This is a genomic window from Niveispirillum fermenti (genome assembly GCF_052474395.1).
The window spans coordinates 873,269-892,763 of sequence record NZ_CP156679.1; the positions used below are offsets into that span (position 1 = coordinate 873,269).

10 protein-coding genes are annotated in these 19,495 nt (G+C 65.7%); 3 read left to right on the plus strand and 7 right to left on the minus strand.

What is annotated here, in order from left to right; genetic code table 11:
* Positions 1-123 precede the first annotated feature (123 nt).
* Both ABC728_RS08095 and ABC728_RS08100 read left to right on the plus strand, forming a co-directional pair.
* The gene (locus ABC728_RS08095; protein WP_416617937.1) at positions 124-2,346 is read left to right on the plus strand and encodes a TonB-dependent receptor; all 2,223 of its coding nucleotides are present in this window, start codon (positions 124-126) and stop codon (positions 2,344-2,346) included.
* Between the two features lie 164 nt (positions 2,347-2,510).
* Positions 2,511-3,161 (plus strand): helix-turn-helix domain-containing protein, encoded by a 651-nt coding sequence (locus tag ABC728_RS08100; RefSeq protein WP_416617938.1) that lies wholly within the window; start codon positions 2,511-2,513, stop codon positions 3,159-3,161.
* 165 nt (positions 3,162-3,326) lie between these two features.
* On the opposite strand, the gene ABC728_RS08105 is transcribed toward ABC728_RS08100, so the two are convergent.
* On the minus strand, positions 3,327-3,803 hold the full coding sequence (locus ABC728_RS08105) for an Lrp/AsnC family transcriptional regulator (protein ID WP_445376341.1): 477 nt from the start codon (positions 3,801-3,803) through the stop codon (positions 3,327-3,329).
* Between the two features lie 137 nt (positions 3,804-3,940).
* On the opposite strand from ABC728_RS08105, the gene ABC728_RS08110 reads away from it, so the two are divergent.
* On the plus strand, positions 3,941-7,411 hold the full coding sequence (locus ABC728_RS08110; RefSeq protein ID WP_416617940.1) for an indolepyruvate ferredoxin oxidoreductase family protein: 3,471 nt from the start codon (positions 3,941-3,943) through the stop codon (positions 7,409-7,411).
* 93 nt (positions 7,412-7,504) lie between these two features.
* Here ABC728_RS08110 and ABC728_RS08115 read toward each other — a convergent pair whose 3' ends face one another.
* From ABC728_RS08115 to ABC728_RS08140, 6 genes are all read right to left on the minus strand, one after another.
* Positions 7,505-9,133, minus strand: a complete 1,629-nt coding sequence (locus ABC728_RS08115) for a family 43 glycosylhydrolase (protein WP_416617941.1) — start codon at positions 9,131-9,133, stop codon at positions 7,505-7,507.
* Between the two features lie 420 nt (positions 9,134-9,553).
* Positions 9,554-11,134, minus strand: a complete 1,581-nt coding sequence (locus tag ABC728_RS08120) for an aldehyde dehydrogenase (NADP(+)) (RefSeq protein ID WP_416617942.1) — start codon at positions 11,132-11,134, stop codon at positions 9,554-9,556.
* Between the two features lie 264 nt (positions 11,135-11,398).
* Positions 11,399-11,839, minus strand: coding sequence for an ATP-binding protein (locus ABC728_RS08125; RefSeq protein ID WP_416617943.1), 441 nt, complete (start codon positions 11,837-11,839; stop codon positions 11,399-11,401).
* 8 nt (positions 11,840-11,847) lie between these two features.
* Complete coding sequence (locus ABC728_RS08130) at positions 11,848-12,183, minus strand: STAS domain-containing protein (RefSeq protein WP_416617944.1); 336 nt, start codon at positions 12,181-12,183, stop codon at positions 11,848-11,850.
* Positions 12,184-12,191: 8 nt separating this feature from the next.
* Positions 12,192-13,400, minus strand: coding sequence for a PP2C family protein-serine/threonine phosphatase (locus ABC728_RS08135; protein WP_416617945.1), 1,209 nt, complete (start codon positions 13,398-13,400; stop codon positions 12,192-12,194).
* 1 nt (position 13,401) lies between these two features.
* Positions 13,402-19,488: a beta strand repeat-containing protein gene (locus ABC728_RS08140; RefSeq protein WP_445376342.1), complete on the minus strand. Its 6,087-nt coding sequence runs from the start codon at positions 19,486-19,488 to the stop codon at positions 13,402-13,404.
* Positions 19,489-19,495: the final 7 nt, after the last annotated feature.

Below are 19,495 nucleotides of genomic sequence, written 5' to 3' on the forward strand. Positions count from 1 at the left end.
GTATAGTCAATAATTGCTCTGAAGTGCCCGCACCGCGCCCTTGCAAAGAGGCTGCGCCGGTCTTGCACGTATCAACGATAGGGTCGGATAACGGCCCTGCATGGACAGGAAAGGCGATTCCCCATGACATCGACCGCGCTTCTGGCAAGATGCCGGCCGCACCCGCTGCCCCTTCTGGCGGGACTGGCACTGACGGCTCTTCCCCTCCTGCCCTCCATGGCACAATCCACTGGCAGCCAGGAAATCCTTCTGGAAGAGATTATCGTGACGGCGCAAAAGCGTCTGGAGAACCTGCAAACCGTGCCGGCGTCGGTCAGCGTGCTGAGCGGTGCGCAGATGGCCAAGTCCAGCCCCGGCGGGCTGGCCGATTACGCTGCCTATCTGCCCGGTTTCAGCGTGACCAGCGCCGGCACACCCGGTCAGGTGACCATCGCCCTGCGCGGTATCTCGGCCGTTGGCCAGGCCGCCACGGTCGGCACCTATATCGATGACACGCCTTTGGGCTCCAGTTCCAACTATGCGCGGGCCACCAGCTTCGCACTGGATCTCTTCCCCTATGACATTCAGCAAGTGGAGGTGCTGCGCGGTCCCCAGGGCACGCTTTACGGTGCCAGCACGATGGGCGGCCTGCTGAAATACGTCACCCGCCAGCCCGATCTGAACAAGACCGAAGTCCGTTTCGGGGCAGAGATGTCCGGCACGGACAAGGCCGGCGGCGCCAACTGGGGTGTGCGTGGGCAGGTGAATATCCCGTTGGTGGAGGATCGGCTGGCCATACAGGCCAGCGCCTTCCGCCAGGAAAATGCCGGTTACATCGATAACCCGATGACCGGCGCCCGCAACACCAATCCGGTCGATCAGGAAGGCGCCCGCATCGCCGCCCTTTGGCGGCCGGCAGAGACCGTGACGGTGCGCCTGTCCGCGCTGTTCCAGAAGGTCGACGCCCTCAACAATTCTGTCGCTGCCTATGATCCGGTGACCGACAGGCCGCTGGGCGGCCGGCTGGACAGCCGCTATCGTATGGATCAATCCTTTGACAAGGACCTCTCCTTCTATTCCGGTACGCTGGACTGGGATCTGGATTGGGCCAACCTGACATCGGCCACCAGCTATTCCAAGGCTGAAACCGTGCAGGGGCAGGATGCCTCGCTGGTCTATGGCGACCTGTTCCCGATGTTCACCGGTGGCGCCGTCGCGCCGGGGCTCGCCCCGTTCGAACTGGGGCTGGACCTGGAGAAATGGACCCAGGAAGTCCGCCTGACATCGCCGTCCGGCCAAGGTTTCGAATGGATGCTGGGTGGTTTCTACACCTGGGAGGACAGTGTCCAGGCACAATTGCTGAACGCAACGGATATCAATGGCAATCCGGTGCCCGGTTTGGACCCGATGGCCATTGTGAGCATCCCGAGCCGGTATGAGGAGGTCGCCGTCTTCGGCAATGCCACGGTTGCGTTGACCGACAGGTTCGACGTGACGGCCGGCTTGCGCTGGGCCCGGAACGAACAGGATTATCAGCAGATTACCGACGGCGCCCTGGTCGGCGGTGCGGCCGAAATGGTCGGCGCCTCGTCGGAAAATGTGCTGACCTTCATGGTCAGCCCGCGTTTGCGGGTGAATGACGATCTGACGCTTTATACGCGCGTGGCCAGCAGCTATCGGCCCGGCGGTCCCAACGTGGCGCTGCCCGGTCTGCCGCCCAGCGTGGATGCAGACACATTGATCAGCTATGAGGGGGGTGTCAAATCCACGCTTCTGGACGGTCGGTTGCTGGCCAATGCCGCTGTGTTTCTGATCGACTGGAAGGATATCCAGATTGCGGCCAGCAATGGCGGCATCGGCTATCTGGAAAATGGCGGCAAGGCCCGGTCGGCGGGGCTGGAATTTGAAACGGTGCTGCTGCCGGGTGATGGCTGGCGGCTGGGCTTCAACGGGGCCTATACCGATGCCTTCTTTAAGGGCGATGTGCCCTCCGTCGGTGCGCTCGACAACGACCGGCTGCCCCTGATCCCGAAATTCTCCTTCTCTGTCACGGCGGATCAGGAAATAGCCCTTGCCGGGGACTGGACGGGTAATTTCGGGGGCGGATATCGCTGGTCGGGGTCGACCTATAATGCCGCGCCCAATGCGCCGGAAGCCGTATCGACCAAGTCCTATGGCGTGCTGGACCTGCATGCCGGGGTCAGCGACGGAACGGTTTCCGTGCGTGCCTTCGTCCGCAACGCCATGAATTCCCGCGCCACCACATCGGCCAGCATGCTGACCAGCGCGGTGGGCGTTCAGCAGCAGATCGACCGTACGGTCCTGCAACCCCGCACCATCGGGCTCAGCCTCGACGTCACCTACTGATCGGGCGAACAGCCCCGGTATCCCTGATTATTCAGATGACTGCTGCGCCTTGCCACAGGGGAAAAGGGTTCCCATCGACCCTTGCCCTGTGGCATTTTTTGTTTTCCGAAACGCTAAATCGAAATGCGGAACGGAAAAGCTGGCAGTTCTGGGGATTTGGAAACATGACGCGGAAAGCACCGATCGGGAAGGCATTGCGCCGCCTGCGTCTGAAAAATGACTGGACCCTGGCCGACGTGGCCGAGCGCACGGGTCTTGCCGTCTCCACCCTGTCCAAGGTGGAGAATGACCGCATGTCGCTGACTTTCGACAAGATCGTCAGCCTGTGCGAGGGGTTGGGTGTCGATATCGGCACGCTGTTCACGGGCGACGCACCGCAGCCATCGCCGGGCGAACCGGCGACCCAGCCGACGCCGATGATGACCCGGCGCAGCATCGACCGCGGCGCAGGCGACGACGCCGAGGCGGAGGTGGATACCAAGAATTACCGCCACCGCTACCTGAACACCGATATCACCCACAAGAAGATGATCCCCATCATCGTGGAACATTACGCCCGCACGCTGGAGGAATTCGGCCCGCTGGTCCGCCATCCGGGGGAGGAATTCATCTTCGTGATGGAAGGCGCGATCGAGGTCCACACCGAATATTACGCGCCCACCCTGGTGACGGCCGGGCAGAGCATCTATCTGGACAGCACCATGGGCCATGCCTATCTGGCGGCCGCGGATGGCCCGTGCCGTACATTGTCGGTCTGTTCCAGCCCCGAAACGCTGCGGGCCTTCAGCCCCGGCAAGGCCACATCCAAGGCCTGACAAATCAGCTCATACTATTTTGCGATGATCAGAACCAATAGGTTCTGATCATCGCCCTCAATCGCCGGCGCCAACATTCGTTGGCTTGGGCACGCCGCATGAGCGGTGCTGTGGCGGTCGCCGCCGGACCAGGTTGCGATGAGTTCTGCTCATCGCAAGGTGGTATCAGCCCGCCCCCACCATGGGGGCCGGACGGTTCACGAAGGCCTTCAGCGCGAAACTGCTCTGGATATTGGCCACGCCGGGCACGCGCGTCAGCACCTCCAGCAATGTCTGGTAGTGATCCAGGTCTCGCACCACGACACGCAGCAGGTAGTCGGCACCGCCGGTCATCAGATAGCCGCCCATGACCTCCGGCAACTGTGCAACCCGTGTTTCGAACACTTCCAGCACATCGCTGATCTGCCGTTCAACCGTGACCGACACGAAGACGATCATGGGACCGGCCAGACGTTTCTCGTCCAGATTGGCCGTATAGCCGCGGATATACCCCTCATCCTCCAGCCGGCGGACCCGGCGCAGGGTCGGGGTCAGCGACAGGCCGATCTTTTCGGCCAGGTCGCGCCAACTCATCCTGCCTTCCTGCGCCAGGGTACGCAAGATCTTGAGATCATAATTATCCAAGCCCGAATCGTGGTTCATTCGTCTTTCCATAGTGTAATTTTATAGTTCATTCATGCTTCCGTTCTGCTTAACGGTAGGCCAGATTGGTGACACTTACCAAGCGCCTTCCGATAGGCTTTGCGTGAAATGCAAAAGCCTTGCAGGGAAGCGATCCAATGGGTTTCGGGCTCGACAGCATCTATAATCAGGAAACCGGTCCCGCCTTCATGACCGGCATCCAGGCGCTGGTACGCCTGCCGATGATGCAGCGCCGCCTGGACCGGGCGCAGGGGCTGGACACGGCGGGTCTGGTCAGCGGCTACCGTGGGTCGCCGCTGGGGGCGTATGACCAGCAGCTCTGGAAAGCCAGGAAGCATCTGGCGGCGCATGACGTGCTGTTCCAGCCCGGCCTGAACGAGGATCTGGCCGCCACGGCCCTGTGGGGCGCACAGATGCACAAGGCCTATGGCGCCACCAGGGCCGATGGCGTGTTCGGCATCTGGTACGGCAAGGGACCGGGTGTGGACCGCACGGGCGATGTGTTCCGCAGTGCCAACATCCTCGGCACCTCTTCCCTGGGTGGGGTGCTGGCCGTGGGCGGCGATGATCACGCCGCCCAATCCTCCATGTTTCCGCATCAAACGGACGGCATTTTCCAATCGGTGATGATGCCGGTGATCCAGCCTGCCAATGTGTCGGAAATCCTGTCGCTGGGCCTGGCCGGCATCGCACTGTCCCGCTTCTCCGGCCTGTGGGTGGCGATGAAGACCATCGCGGAGGTGGTGGAAAGTGCCGGGTCCTTCCCCCTGCCCGACCCCTATCCCGCTTTTGCGCGGCCCGACGGCGCGGTGCCGCCGCATGGGTTGAACTGGGACCCGACCATCCCCTGGCCGGCGCAGCGCGCGGAGCTGGAACGGCGGCTGGTGGAAGAACGGCTGCCTGCCGCCATCGCCTGGGTCCGCGCCAACCGGCTGGACCGCCCCATCATCGATCCACCGGTCAAGCGGTTGTGCATCGTCACGGTCGGCAAGGCACATCAGGACCTGATGCAGGCGCTGGAAGATCTGGGTATCGGCCCCGGCGAGGCAGCAGAACTGGGCATCGCCGTCTACAAAGTGGCGGTGAGCTGGCCGCTGGACACCGCCAGCCTGATCGGCTTCGCGGGCGGGGCCGAGAACATCCTCGTGGTGGAGGAAAAGCAGCCCATCGTTGAAAACCAGATCAAGACGGCCCTTTTCAACCAGGATCGGCGCCCCCTGGTCCTGGGCAAGGCCGATGAGACAGGTGCGACGCTGCTGCCCGCGATCATGGAGTTCACCCCCCTGATGGTGGCAGGCGCGCTGGTCGCCCGGCTGGGCGGCAGCCCGGCCGCCGCACGCCTGGCACAGCGGCTGGCCGTTCTGGAAGCGCGCGCACCGAAGGGCACCGTCGTGCCGTTTCCGGCGCGCAAGCCCTTCTTCTGTTCAGGCTGCCCGCACAACAGTTCCACCAGGACGCCGGACGGCTCCATTGCCGGCGGTGGCATCGGCTGCCATGTCATGGCCTTGTCGCAACCCAAGCTGAAAACGGCAACCTTCAGCCAGATGGGCGGCGAAGGGCTGCAATGGGTGGGGGCGGCCCCCTTCTCGCAAACCGGCCACATCTTCCAGAATCTGGGAGACGGCACCTATCAGCATTCAGGCCTTCTGGCGATCCGCGCCGCCATCGCGGCCGGCACCAACATCACCTTCAAGATCCTCTACAACGACGCTGTCGCCATGACAGGCGGCCAGCCGGCGGAAGGTGCGCCCGACCCGCAGCGCATCCTGCGCCAGTTGGCTGCCGAGGGCGTGGGCGATATCCGCCTGGTGAGCGATGACCCGGACAAATGGCGCACAGGCCTGCCGCCCGGCGTCAACCTGCATCATCGCGACGAGTTGGATGCCGTACAACGGCAATTGCGGACCGTCCCCGGCGTTTCCGCCATCCTTTACGAGCAGACCTGTGCCGCGGAGAAGCGCCGGCGGCGCAAGCGCAAGGAGTTTCCCGATCCGCCGCAACGTCTGTTCATCAACCCGCGCGTCTGCGAGGGCTGCGGCGATTGCTCGGTCCAGTCCAACTGCATCGCTGTGGAACCGCTGGAAACCCCGCTGGGCACGAAGCGACGCATCAACCAATCGGCCTGCAACAAGGATTTCTCCTGCCTGAAGGGCTTCTGCCCCAGTTTCGTGGAGGTCGATGGCGCCATCCTGCGCAAACCCGACGGGAACCGGGTGAAGGAGATGGAGGCCGCCCGCTTCGCCACCGTGCCCGCCCCCACACTGCCCGCCATCGATGCGCCCTACAACATCTATGTCGCGGGCATCGGGGGGTTGGGGGTGCTGACCGTGGGGGCGCTGCTGGGAACCGCGGCACATCTGGACGGACGCGAGGCGACCGTGCTGGACTTCACGGGCCTGGCGCAGAAGAATGGCGCCGTGGTCAGCCAGGTGCGCATGGCCCCGGCTGGCCGGCCTATCCATGCCGTGCGCATCGGGGCGGGTGAAATCGACCTGATGCTGGGCACCGATCTGGTCGTGGCCGCCGGTGCCGATGCCCAGGCCAAGCTGGGGCACGGACGCTCGCACATCATCCTGAACGAGGATGTCGCGCCCACGGCCGACATCGTCACCGACCGCGACGCCAATCTGCCGGCATCGGCCATGATCGACCGTCTGACCCGGCGTGTGGATGGTGCCATTGATCGTCTGCGGGCCACGGCCCTGGCGGAGGGGCTGTTCGGCGATGGGGTTGCGGCCAACACGCTGCTGCTGGGCTATGCCTGGCAGAAGGGGCTGGTTCCCCTGTCCGCCGATGCGCTGCGGGGAGCCATCAAGGCCAATGGCGCCGCCGTGGAGATGAACCTGCGCGCCTTCGACTGGGGCCGGCTGGCGGCCGTGGACATGGCAGCGGCGGAAGCCATGGCCGGCATCACGAAGCCCGCCATCCAGGCGCCGGAAGCCCTGGAAGCCCTGATCGAGCGGCGGGCGGCCGACCTTGTCGCCTATCAGGACCAGGCCTATGCCGACCGTTACCTTTCCATGGTGGAGAATGCGCGGGCGGCAGCGCGCGGGCTGGGCGAACGGGGTGCGGACTTCATCCGCGCCGTGGCCAGCCAGGGATACCGGGTGATGGCCTACAAGGATGAGTACGAGGTGGCCCGGCTTTACACCGACCCCGCCTTCAAGGCCACCCTGTCGGCCCAGTTCTCCGGCCACAAGCGCCTTTCCGTCTGGCTGGCCCCGCCATTGCTGTCGCGCACCGACCCGCGCACAGGCCGGCCCGCCAAGCGCCGGTTCGGCCCCTGGGTCTTCACGCTGCTGCGCCTGCTGGCCAGAGGCAAGCGCCTGCGCGGCCATTGGCTGGACCCGTTCGGCCACACGGCCGAGCGCAAGGCCGAGCGGCAACTGGCGGCGCAGTACGAAGCCATGATACGGGGCATGGTCGGGCATCTGACCCCGGCCACGATCGACACGGCCCTGGAACTGGCCCTGCTGCCGGCCGACATCCGCGGCTTCGGCCCCGTCAAGGAAGAGGCGATGGCCAAGGCGGACGCGCAGCGGACCCGGCTGCTGGCCCGCCTCCACCGGTCGCGCGGCACCGCCGCGCCGTCGGCCGCTGCGGAATGATGCCGGCGGGAGGGGTACCGGGTTCCGACGGACGACCTGCGACATCCCCGGCGCCGGGGTGGCCACCTCCCCGGCCGACCACCGCCATCTGCATCAAAGCGCCCGGTAGGTGAAGCCGGAAAAGCGGGCGGTACCGGTCCCGGCCGAATAGAGGCCGGGACGCAGCATCAGGAAGCCGCCCCGCACATTGTGGTGATAGCCGGAGACCTCCATCCCGCGATCGAACCGTTTCCAGCTCTGCCCGCCGTCCCCACTGGTGTCGTAGGTGACGATGTGGCGGTCGTTGGTCACCCGGAGCCGCATGCGCCGCCCATGCGGGTTGGCTGGACGTCCACGCTCGATCCCGTACTGGTGCGTCACGAACCGTTCCGCATCAAAGCCCAGCCCGCAATAGAGCGATTGGTCATAGAACAGCACGAGCCCGGCGACACCCCCCGCTTCAATTTCGATATCGCATTCGAACCGGTAGGCATTGTCCCCTGCCACCAGCAAAAGCGGTGACGAATTTGCCGGCGCCACTCCGCGTGCCACAAGATGCAACGCCCCGCCCGCCACGCGCGCACGGGCAGCCTCATCTGCGGCGGGCTTGAAGAAATTCCATTTTGTGCCCAGCGCCAGGCTTTCGAAATCATCCGACAGCGCCATGCCGTGCGGCCCGGGCCGGCCACCGCCAGGGGCCGCGAGGGGCCGGGACAGATCCCCGCCCTTCATGCGGAACCAGCCATCATCGGTCCATTCCACAGGGTCCAGCAAGGCCTGGCGCCCCAGGGTCCAGAAGCCGTTCTCATAGCCGTGATAGACGGCCCACCAATCCCCCGCCGGCCCCTCCACCAGCGTGGCATGGCCGCGCGACCACCAATGTTCCGACGCATCCACGGTGCGGACCAGCGGGTTATGGGGACAGTCCTCCCACGGCCCATGGATGGATTTCGACCGGGCCGCGATCACCATATGGCCCGTCGGCGGACCGGCCGTGCCGCCCACGGCCGTGATCAGATAGAAATAATCGCCACGGCGCGTGATCTTCGGACCTTCCGGGGCGAAGCCCTCGACAATCCAGTCCTCAGGATAGCGCCAGGGGTCATAGACATGCTCCGGCTCCCCGACCGTGGACAGGCCATCTTCGGACAGCCGGATACGATCGCCCCTGGACAGGAACAGCCAGCGCGACCCATCCTCTCCCACGGCATGGCCGGGATCGATATGGCCCGGCAGGCCCAGATATTCCGGATCACTCCAGGGCCCCTCGATCCGATCGGCCCAGATGACATAAGTGCCGTCGGGCTTGCCCTTGACGGGGATATAGAGGAAATAGCGGCCACCATGCTTGGTCAGTTCCGGTGCCCACACCGACCCGATATTCCGGGTCAGCGCCGCCGTCACGGGGCGCCAGTTGATCATGTCGCGCGAATGCCAGATGACCAGCCCCGGATAACTGTCGAAGGTGGAGAAGGTCATATAATAATCCTGCCCGTCCTTCAGTATGGTCGGGTCGGGATGGTCGCCCGACATCAGGGGGTTCAGGAAACGTCCGTCCCCAAGGTCGGGCTTGCGCTGGTTGTCCAGCCCGCGCGCCCAGGCCAGCGGTTTGGCGGCCCCTGTCGGGCAGGCCCCGGCGGCCCTGTCGGGCGTTGATCCCAAAGCCGGCATGGTGGCCGCCAGCGTACCCGCACCCCCGATAAGGGCCAGGCCCATGGCATTGCGGCGGGACAGATCGGTCATCGCGCGTTCTCTTCCTCGGCTGGGTGGGTGACGGCCGGACCGCGCCGGCTTCGGAATGCAGGGGAAATAAAGCGAGAGAAGCGGATTCATCGCGCATGACGATGCACAATATCCACTACGGCCGATGCGGAGATGGCAGCAAAAAAATCCTGATGCTTTGCGGATCGTGATGCATCGCCAAGGATAATTGCGTGCGCCGCAGGCCTATTGGTGCCCGGATAATTCTGCCGAAGGCTGCATTTTCTTCCCCATTTCCCATGACGACTGCTGCGCCACTGATAGCGTTACCATAACCATCCGCCGCATGCGCGTCAAGACACCGGTGTCATAAAATGATCCGCTGACGTGAAGAGAAGCCCGGCGCCATCCTCGAAAGGAACGATGCCGGGCATATGGAACCGTGCCTTCAGAACCGGACCGTCAGGCGCCGGCCAGCGTCAGCACACCATCGATGCGGCGGTTCAATTGCCAGGGATTTGCGGCCTGCAAGGCCGGCGGCAACAGCGCATCGGGCAGGTTCTGGTAACAGACAGGCCGCAGGAAACGCGCCATGGCCAGCGTGCCGACAGAGGTGGAGCGAACATCGCTGGTGGCCGGGAACGGGCCGCCATGCACCATGGCGTGGCAGACCTCCACCCCCGTCGGCCAGCCGTTGGCCAATACACGGCCCGCCTTGACAGCCAGCAGGGGGAGTAACTCGGCCGCCACGGACCGGTCAGCCTCATCCATGTGGATGGTGGCCGTCAACTGGCCCTCCAACGCCAGGAGGACCTGGCGCAGTTCCGTGCCGTCACGACAGACGATGACCAGGGACGAGGCGCCGAACACCTCGTGCCCCATGACGGGATCGGCCAGGAAATGGGTTGCATCCGTGCGGAACAGCGCGGCGCGGCCCTGGGTCGTGCCCGCCGCCGCCTGTCCGGTTGCCACGCGCTGCACGCCCGGCCGGCCCGACAGCGTTTCCATCCCCTCGCAATAGCTGGAGCAGATGCCCGGCGTCAGCATCACCTGGGCGGCGACAGCCGACAGGTGGCTGGCCGCGGCAGCGATGAAATCCTCCGCCCCCTGCCCCTCCACGGCCAGGACCAGACCCGGATTGGTGCAGAACTGGCCGGCCCCCATGGTCAGCGATTGCACGAATGCGGCTGCCAGATCCCTGCCACGGTCAGCAAGGGCGGCGGGCAGAAGCAGCACGGGGTTGATGCTGCTCATCTCCGCATAGACGGGGATGGGTTCCGGCCGGCCATTGGCAATGGCAGCCAGCGCCAGGCCCCCGGTACGCGACCCCGTGAAGCCGACGGCCTTGATCCGCGGGTCGGCGACCAGCGCCTCCCCCAGCACCCGCCGGGTGCCGGGCAGATAGGAGAATACGCCCTCTGGCAGGCCGGCGGCGGACACGGCCGCCTGGATCGCGCGCGCGACCAGTTCGCCGGTGCCGGGATGGGCGCGATGGCCCTTCACCACGACAGGACAACCGGCGGCGAGGGCCGACGCCGTATCCCCCCCGGCAACGGAAAAAGCCAAGGGGAAATTACTGGCACCGAACACGGCGACGGGGCCGACGGGCTGGTTCATGCGGCGCAGGTCGGGACGCGGCAGCGGCTGGCGGTCGGGCTGCGCAGGGTCGATGGTCACGTCCAGCCAGTCGCCCCGGCGCACCGTGGCAGCGAAAAGACGGAGTTGGCCGACCGTGCGGCCCCGTTCCCCCTCCAGCCGCGCGCGGGGCAGACCGGTTTCCGCCATGGCGCGCGTGATCAATGCATCGCCGATATCCAGGATACGCGCGGCCACATCCTCCATGAACGCAGCCCGCACCTCGGGGGCCAGGGTGGAAAAGACGGGTAAGGCCGCCGCCGCCAGGGCACATGCTTCATCCACATGGCCAGGATCGGCGTCCCAGAAGCCGGGATCCAGGGTTGCCCCCGTCGCCGCCTCCACCGCCTCATAGCTTGTCTGCCCCCGGCGTTCACCCGCGCCGATCAGGATGCTGCCATTAATCATCTTCCTGAACCTCCATCTCGGGCGGGTTCTTCCCGCCTTTGCCCCCGCCGGCCATGCGACCGGTGGCCGGCCCGGTCGCGCCTGCGCGAACGAAACCGACACGCAAAACCGGCGCGCAATTGTTAGCGCTCCCAATGGCCCGATGCCAAGGACAAAGATGGGATGGCGGAAAGGAACCGCTCGGAACGGTGGTCAGCAAAGGCAATTCCGGTCCCGGGAGCATTGCTCGCCGGGACCGAATGCCCGTTGGGCGTCCTTTGTGGATCACATGGCCATTACAGGGGCGCCGCTGCCGCTGTAGGTCACCATGACCTTGTTGAGCCCGTCCTGCCGGTAGAAGGCGACATGCTCGAAGCATTTCTTGATGATCCGGAGGCCGCGCCCGGAAACGGCATCTTCGTCCACCTCATCGTCCAGCGCGTCGAAAATGGATTGGATACCGTCGGGCATCGCCTGACCGGCATCGCTGATCAGCAGCCGGACGCGCGCGCCTTCCAGGGCACAGGTCACGTCCAGCGTGCCTGTCCGGGTATCGAATGCATGCTCAATGATGTTGTTGACGATTTCGACAACACCGATCTCGAACAATATGAACTCGTCATCGCGCAATATATTCGAAGTCGCGGCCCGCAGCAGCCGTGTCAACCACGAAACCTGATCAAGACTGGCGGGCACCGTGACATGAAGAGCAGGCTCGTTGCTCATGGCACCGCTCATTGGCCAAGGGTGGCGATCGCACTTTCGGTATCGGGATGGATGGCGAAGACCTTGTCCATGCGGGTCAGCGCGAACATGGTCTGAACCGATTTCTGCAGGCCGCAAATGGCCGGCCGCTGCTTCAGGTTCAACGCCTTGATGATGGAGATGAGCGCGCCCAGGCCGCTCGAATCGATGAAGGCCACGGGCGCGACATCGATGATGATACGCTCGCCCGGCGCAGAAAATTCGGACAGGAACTGCTGACGGAAACGGACGGCAACCGCGGCATCGATGCGCGGCACCGTGACGGTCACGATCGGAATGGCACCTTCATGTCGGATATTGATCATATTCTCCCTCAACGCCCTGAGACGACTTCGAAGGCAAGGATACTGACATCATCCTCGAAACGCTCACTGCCCTGCCATTTCGTCAGGGCTCCGCAAAGAATAGCATCCAAATCAGCGAGCGGCGCGTCCCTTGAACTATCAAGAAGGATATGCAACCGCTCCTCCCCGAATTGCTCGCCATCGGGTCGGGCACATTCCGTCATGCCGTCCGAATAGAGGACGACGCGGGTTCCCGGCGCCAGAGGAACGGTGACAGACAGGTAATCCCCGTCCGCCATCAACCCGACGGGAAAACCGCCATCCCCGGCCGCCCGGATCGGCTTGCCCGGATCGATGATAATGGGGCTGGGATGGCCGGCCTGGCAGAAGGTCATGCTGTCGCCGCCCGGACTGATGATGCCGCAGATCATGGTGAAATAGTCGGGCATCCCGGCATCGACGCGGGCAAAGCGCCGGTTCAACTCGGATATGATCCGTTCCGGCGCGGGGCCAGACCGTTCCGCATGGGGAACGAAGGCCGCCACATCCAGCAAATGGTTCAAGGTGACCGACAGCAGGGCCGCACGGGCCCCATGGCCCGCCACGTCCACCATGTAGAACGCGACGGAGCCATCCGGCAGTTCCAGGTAATTGTACATGTCCCCCGAAACGAAGGTGGACGGCAGCATGAAGGATGCGAAGCGCAAGGGCCCCATATCCTTGATCGGCTCCGGCAGAAGACAGCGCTGCGCCACGGCCGCCGCTTCCATATCCTCCTGCAGGCGGGCATAGGCGGTCTTGATCTGCTCGTTCGCTTCCGCCAGCAGACGGTTCTTGCGCCGCAGCCGCTGCTGCAGCTCCAGCAGCCGTTTCACCACCTCCAGCCGCGCCTTCAGGATGGGGGGACTGATCGGTTTCAGCAGGAAATCATCGGCACCGGCCGCCATGGCTGCGCTGAAATCCGCCGCCCCTTGCCGCGCCGTCAGCAGGATGAAATGAACATAGTGCGGCAGGTTCATCGCCCGCAATTCACGGCACAGTTCGACCCCGGTGATGCCCGGCATCTCCCAATCGCTGATGACCAGGTCGATCTCCTCCCCGCTGCGCAGGGCCTCCAGGGCGGAGAGCCCGTCATGGGCCAGGCTGACGCGGAAATCATGCTGGCCGATCAGTGCCGTCAGCAGTTTCCGCATCAGCGCGTCGTCATCGACAACCAGAACATGTATCGGATTATCCATATCAGGTCCCGGTATGGTCGAGGGGGTGGAGCGGGTCGTTCGTGACATCAACCGTGGAACTGCCGCTATCATGCCCGAAAGGATCGACCAAGGGCAGACCGTCATTACCCAGGCCATCCAAACCCGCACCACCATCGAACAGCGGGGCCGACAACATGCCGAGGGGAATGCCCAGGCCGCCATCATTATCGATGTTCCAACTCGTGTCATAATGGCCCGCCGGAATGGTGGCGCCCGCCTGATCATAAAGGTCGATGCTGATGTGGCGGACACCGCTGTCCGCACCCGCATCAAGGCTGAGACTGCGCAGTACCGACTGGTAGACCGACACATCCGCCGTTCCCGACAGGATCAGCGCATGATGGGTCTCATCGAAACCGCCGCCCAGCACCTCGATATTGGTGCTGGCGATCAGCACACGGCCATCCGGCAGGGTTTCAAGCTGCAGGCCGGCCAGATACAGGCCATCACCATCATGGAAATCCAGCGGGTCCAGGGTGATGATGGCGCGCGAGACGGTCTGCCCGCCCAGCAGCGACAGGTTGAGCCCGCCGGCCACCAGCAGGTCACCGGCCAGGGCCCCATCGGCCGCGGAAAGGGACACGTGCAGGTTGGCCGACAGGGCCGCGCTGCCGCCGGCCGCCTCCCGTGCGGTGGCCGTGACGGTCAGGCCCAGTCCGCCACTGCTGCCATCAGGGGCATGCAGCGACAGGTTCACCAGATCCGCCGGCGCCAGGGTCCAGGAACCGTCATGGTTGTCCGTGCCGGCGGACAGCCGTGCCCCTGCCGGCAGGCCGGCCACAGTGACATGCAACGTCTCCGAACCGTCCAGATCGGTCAATACCGACTGGATATCCAGCGGAATACCGGCCCCGGACAGGCCGACGGCACCGGACACATGCAATGTCGGCATATCGGCAACGGCCGTGACGGTGACATGGACCTGTCCGCCGACACTGCCCTCGACGCCGCCCGGCCCCGTGACGCGGGCCGTGATGCCCAGGTTGAAATCGGCGTCGCTGTTGGCCGGCGGCCTCAGGGTCAGCCCGACAAGCTGGGCCGCGGTCAGCGACCAGGTTCCATGACCCAGGTTGGTGCCGGCCGACAGGCTGCCCCCATCGGGCACGCCCGTGACGGTGACGGTCACGGCCCCGGACAAGGCGGCATTGTCCGTCACGACACGAAGGTCGAGCGGCACAACCCCATCTTCCTGCACCGTAACGTCCAGGGCTGCCAGATGCAGCGCGGGCATCTGCGGCTGCACATGCAGGGTCAGGGTGGAACTGGCATGAGCCTGCGATCCGGTCTGGGTTTCCAAGGCCAGCGCCGTGACCGACAGGTTCACATCACCCGACAGCCCCTGCGGCAGGGTCAGGCGCAGTCCCGCAAGCTGCCCCGCGGATACGGTCCAGGTGCCGTCACCATTGTTCTGGCCGGCCGACAGTACCGCCCCCGCCGGCAGATTGCCGATCGTGACGGACAATTGCTCCGATCCGCTGGTATCGATCAGGGCGCTGTTGATCCCCAGCGCCACGCTGGCTCCGGACTGAACCGTCAGCGCGCCGACATTCAGGCTGGGCGTATCGGCAACGCCGGCCACGGCGACCGACAGATTGCCGCTGACCGTGACGGGGGTGGCCGTGCCGTCTTGTGCCGTGGCGGATACGCCCAATGTCAGGGTGCCAGAGAAATGGGCCGGCGGGGTCACGGTCAGGCCGGACAGGTCCGCCATGGTCAGCGACCAGACCCCATTCCCCAGGTTGGTTCCATGGTTCAGCGTCGCCCCCGCGGGCACGCCCGTGACCTGGATGCTGGTAAAGCTTTCCGATCCGTCCTTGTCGCCAAGGGCCAGGCCGATATTCAGGGCGATGGCGTTGTCCTCGTTGCCGGCCGCCTTGGCCAGGGTCAGGATCGGCGTATCGGTGACAGGCGCGATGGTAACCGAGACATTCCGGAGATTGAGGTTGAAATTGCCTTCCAGTTCCGACGCAACGCCGCCGACCTGGAAGTTCAGCGTGCCACTGAAATTGGCGGGCGGATTGAGCTTCAGCCCGACAACCTGTGCAGCGGAAAGCACCCAGTCGCCGGTGGCCGCGTTATAGCTGCCGGCGGAAAGGCTGGCACCGGCCGGCAGGCCCTTGACGACGAAGGACAGCACCTCCGACCCGTCCAGATCTCCCAGCACCCCGCCGATGGACAGGGCCAGCGGCTGATCCTCCACCCCGACGGGGGCGGAGAAGGTCACGGTCGGAAGGTCCGCCACCCCTTCCACATTGACATTCAGCAGGCCGATCTGCGTGGTGATGCCCAACACCTTGACCGAGATACCAAGCTGGAAATCACTGCTGTCATTGGCCGGCGGCGTGATCTTCAGGGTGGACAGCAGGCCCTGGCTCACGGTCCAGGTGCCGTCACCATTCTTGGTGCCGGCCGACAGGGTCGCCCCCGCCGGAACCCCGCCGATGGTGATGCTGAGCGCGCCCAGCAGGTTGAGGCTCACCAGGCTGGTGCCGATCGTGATGGCACTGTCCTCCAACCCCTTGACCGGGTTCAGCAACAGGCCCGTCAGAACCGGCAGCACTTCCGACGCCACCGTCACCGTCAGGACCTTCGACAGCGAAGCCATGGAACCGTCCGCCGTCTGGGACTGCGCCGTGACCGTGATCGGCAGGCTGCCGCTGAAACTCAGCGGCGGCGTGATGGTCAGGCCCGCCAACTGGCCGGGCTGAACCGTCCAGGAACCATTGCCATTATTCACCCCGGCCGACAGGCGCGCTCCATTGGGAATACCGGACAGCACGTAGGACAGGCTCTCCGCCCCGGTCAGATCGGTCAGCGCCCCCACAATGGTCAGCGGAATGGGGCTGTGATAGGCCCCGGCGATATTGCTGACCAGCAGCGTGGGTGCATCGGCCATCCCCGTCATCTGGACCGCAAGACTGCCATTGACCGTCAGGGCCCCGGCCCCCTGGCCAACACCGAAGGAAACGGCCAGATTGAAGTTCTGGCTGAAATTTGCCGGTGGCGTCAGGGTCAACCCCGTCAAGTCGGCCAAGGTCAACAGGTACGAACCATTCGCCTGCAGGGCACCATGGTTCAACGTGGCACCGGCCGGCAGGCCGGAGACGAGAACCGTGTTGACATCCGCCGCCAGGGCCACGGTGGACAAGCCCGTCAAAAGGTTGAGCGGCAGCGCCTGCCCCTCGATGCCGATGGCCGCCCCAAGACTGACCGACAGGTCTGAATGGCCAAGATCGGGCAGCCCCAGGCCCGGAGCAACCGTCACGGCAATATGGCTCGTGGCGCTGGCCTGGCTTCCACCCGACGTCTCCGTGGCCGTGGCGCGCACAGTCAGATCCAGGATGCCGCTGTAATTATGCGGCGGGGTCAGGGTCAGGCCGACCAACTGGCCCGGGGACAGCGACCAGCTCGTGCTGCCATCCGCCGCGATCGCGGCCAGTGTGCCATGGTTCAGCACCCCACCCGACGGAACACCGGTGATCGTAATTGAAAGCTGTTCCGACCCGTCCAGATCATTCAGCACGGGTGCCACCACCAGCGGAATGGGGCTATTGGCCAATCCTGCCGCCGGCAGCGCGACAAGGGTGGGGATATCGGCGACGCCGGCCACGGTGACCGGCAATGTCGCCACCGTGGTGGCCACACCACCCAGCCCCTCCGCCGCCGTTGCTGCCACGGTCAGGTTGAAACTGCCACTGTAATTGGCCGGCGGCGTAACGGTCAGGCCTGCCAACTGCGCCGGCTGCACCAGATAGCCGACACCGGGCACCAGCACACCTGCCGACAGGCTCGCCCCCACGGGCAGGCCCGACACGATGTAACTCAATGTTTCCGACCCATCCTGGTCCTGCAGCCGACCCAGGATATTCAGCGTGATCGGCTGATCTTCCAGGCCGCTGGCCGGCAACACCGCCAGCAAGGGCGCATCAGCCACCGGTGCCACCGTTACAGCCAGGCTGCCGTTGGCACTGACGGCCGTGGACCCGACATGGGCCGTGGCCCTGACGGAAAGATTGATCGTTCCGCTGTAATCCGCCGGCGGCGTCAGCGTCAGGCCGGCAAGGTCGGCCGCCACCAGGCTCCAGGTCCCGTCATGATGATCCGTCCCCGCCGACAGGCTGGCACCCGCCGGCAGGCCCGACAGGGTGATGGACAGCATCTCCCCCGGGGCCGCCCCCGCCAGGCCCGCCGCGATCGACAGGCCGATCGGCTGATCCTCCAGCCCCAGGGCCGGCAGCAGCACCAGGCTGGGCAGGTCCGCCACCGGCGCCACCGTCACCGACAGGCTGCCCGATGTGCTGACGGACTGGCCGTCAAGGCTGGCCGTCGCCGTCACCGTCAGCGACAGCGTCCCGTGATAATCCGCCGGCGGCGTCAGCGTCAGGCCGGCAAGGTCGGCCGCCACCAGGCTCCAGGTCCCGTCATGATGATCCGTCCCCGCCGACAGGCTGGCACCCGCCGGCAGGCCCGACAGGGTGATGGACAGCATCTCCCCCGGGGCCGCCCCCACCAGGCCCGCCGCGATCGACAGGCCGATCGGCTGATCCTCCAGCCCCAGGGCCGGTGTCAACGTCAATTCGACATGGACTTGTGTATCACCCGTACCCGTGCTCGGGTCCGTCGGAGACGTGCCGGTACCACCCGTGCCGCCTGTGCCCGTGCTCGGGTCCGTCGGGGTCGTGCCGGTACCACCCGTGTCACCTGTGCCTGTGCTCGGATCGGTCGGCGTCGTGCCGGTACCACCCGTGTCACCCGTGCCCACGCTCGGGTCCGTCGGCGTCGTGCCGGTACCACCCGTATCACCCGTGCCCGTGCTCGGGTCCGTCGGAGACGTGCCGGTACCGCCCGTGTCACCTGTGCCGGTGCTCGGATCGGTCGGAGACGTGCCAGTGCCGCCCGTGTTACCCGTGCCCGTGCTCGGGTCCGTCGGAGACGTGCCGGTACCGCCCGTGCCGCCTGTGCCCGTGCTCGGATCGGTCGGGGTCGTGCCGGTACCACCCGTGTCACCCGTGCCCGTGCTCGGGTCCGTCGGAGACGTGCCGGTACCGCCCGTGCCGCCTGTGCCCGTGCTCGGATCGGTCGGGGTCGTGCCGGTACCACCCGTGTCACCCGTGCCCGTGCTCGGGTCCGTCGGGGTCGTGCCGGTACCGCCCGTGCCGCCCGTGCCCGTGCTCGGGTCCGTCGGGGTTGTGCCGGTACCGCCCGTGTCACCTGTGCCGGTGCTCGGGTCGGTCGGAGACGTGCCGGTACCACCCGTGTCACCCGTGCCGGTGCTCGGGTCCGTCGGAGACGTGCCGGTACCGCCCGTGTCACCCGTGCCCGCGCTCGGGTCGGTCGGCGTCGTGCCGGTACCACCCGTGCCACCCGTACCCGTGCTCGGGTCCGTCGGAGACGTGCCAGTGCCGCCCGTGTCACCTGTGCCCGTGCTCGGGTCCGTCGGGGTTGTGCCGGTACCGCCCGTGCCACCCGTGCCGGTGCTCGGATCCGTCGGCGTCGTGCCGGTACCGCCCGTGTCACCTGTGCCGGTGCTCGGATCGGAGATGTCGGCGTTGGAGCGGGCGGTGGGGTTGGGGGCGCTGGCAGGAGAGATGCCGGGGGCGGCGTAGGCCGTGGCGGGGCTGGTCGCGGCGGAGGCGATCTGGGTCGGGTCGGGCGCCGCCATGATCCCTGCCGTATCGCCGGCAACCATTTCCGTACCCGAAACAGCGATGCCCGAACCAGTGGCTGTGCCCTGTATCTCCTGCGCAGGCACGATCTGGCCCGCACCGTCGATTTCCCGATCAAGGGCGCGGACCGGGCCGGCCGGTGTCTGGTGGGCGGGCAAGGGGAGCCCGTTGTCGCCTGTTCCGCCGGTGGCCGTGGTGAAGGTCTCGCCCGTACCGCCTTCCTGCTGGCTGCCGTAATGAACGGTGCCCAGATAGGCGTTGCCCGGTTCGTTGGGACGCACGGCCTCGGCCGCGGGACGTTCCAGGGCCTTCAGCGGCCGGTCGGGCGCATCGGCGACGCTGTCGCGGATGACGGGGGCCTTAGCGATGGGAGCGGTCTTGTCACCGATGGGAGCGGCCATGGCGGTT

What these genes read in the sequence shown, in the direction of transcription:
- ABC728_RS08140 (WP_445376342.1), bottom strand. Translation starts at nt 19,488, where the DNA reads ATGGCCGCTCCCATCGGTGACAAGACCGCTCCCATCGCTAAGGCCCCC.
- ABC728_RS08120 (WP_416617942.1), bottom strand. Translation starts at nt 11,134, where the DNA reads ATGATTAATGGCAGCATCCTGATCGGCGCGGGTGAACGCCGGGGGCAG.
- ABC728_RS08100 (WP_416617938.1), top strand. Translation starts at nt 2,511, where the DNA reads ATGACGCGGAAAGCACCGATCGGGAAGGCATTGCGCCGCCTGCGTCTG.
- ABC728_RS08115 (WP_416617941.1), bottom strand. Translation starts at nt 9,133, where the DNA reads ATGACCGATCTGTCCCGCCGCAATGCCATGGGCCTGGCCCTTATCGGG.
- ABC728_RS08130 (WP_416617944.1), bottom strand. Translation starts at nt 12,183, where the DNA reads ATGATCAATATCCGACATGAAGGTGCCATTCCGATCGTGACCGTCACG.
- ABC728_RS08105 (WP_445376341.1), bottom strand. Translation starts at nt 3,803, where the DNA reads ATGAACCACGATTCGGGCTTGGATAATTATGATCTCAAGATCTTGCGT.
- ABC728_RS08125 (WP_416617943.1), bottom strand. Translation starts at nt 11,839, where the DNA reads ATGAGCAACGAGCCTGCTCTTCATGTCACGGTGCCCGCCAGTCTTGAT.
- ABC728_RS08095 (WP_416617937.1), top strand. Translation starts at nt 124, where the DNA reads ATGACATCGACCGCGCTTCTGGCAAGATGCCGGCCGCACCCGCTGCCC.
- ABC728_RS08135 (WP_416617945.1), bottom strand. Translation starts at nt 13,400, where the DNA reads ATGGATAATCCGATACATGTTCTGGTTGTCGATGACGACGCGCTGATG.
- ABC728_RS08110 (WP_416617940.1), top strand. Translation starts at nt 3,941, where the DNA reads ATGGGTTTCGGGCTCGACAGCATCTATAATCAGGAAACCGGTCCCGCC.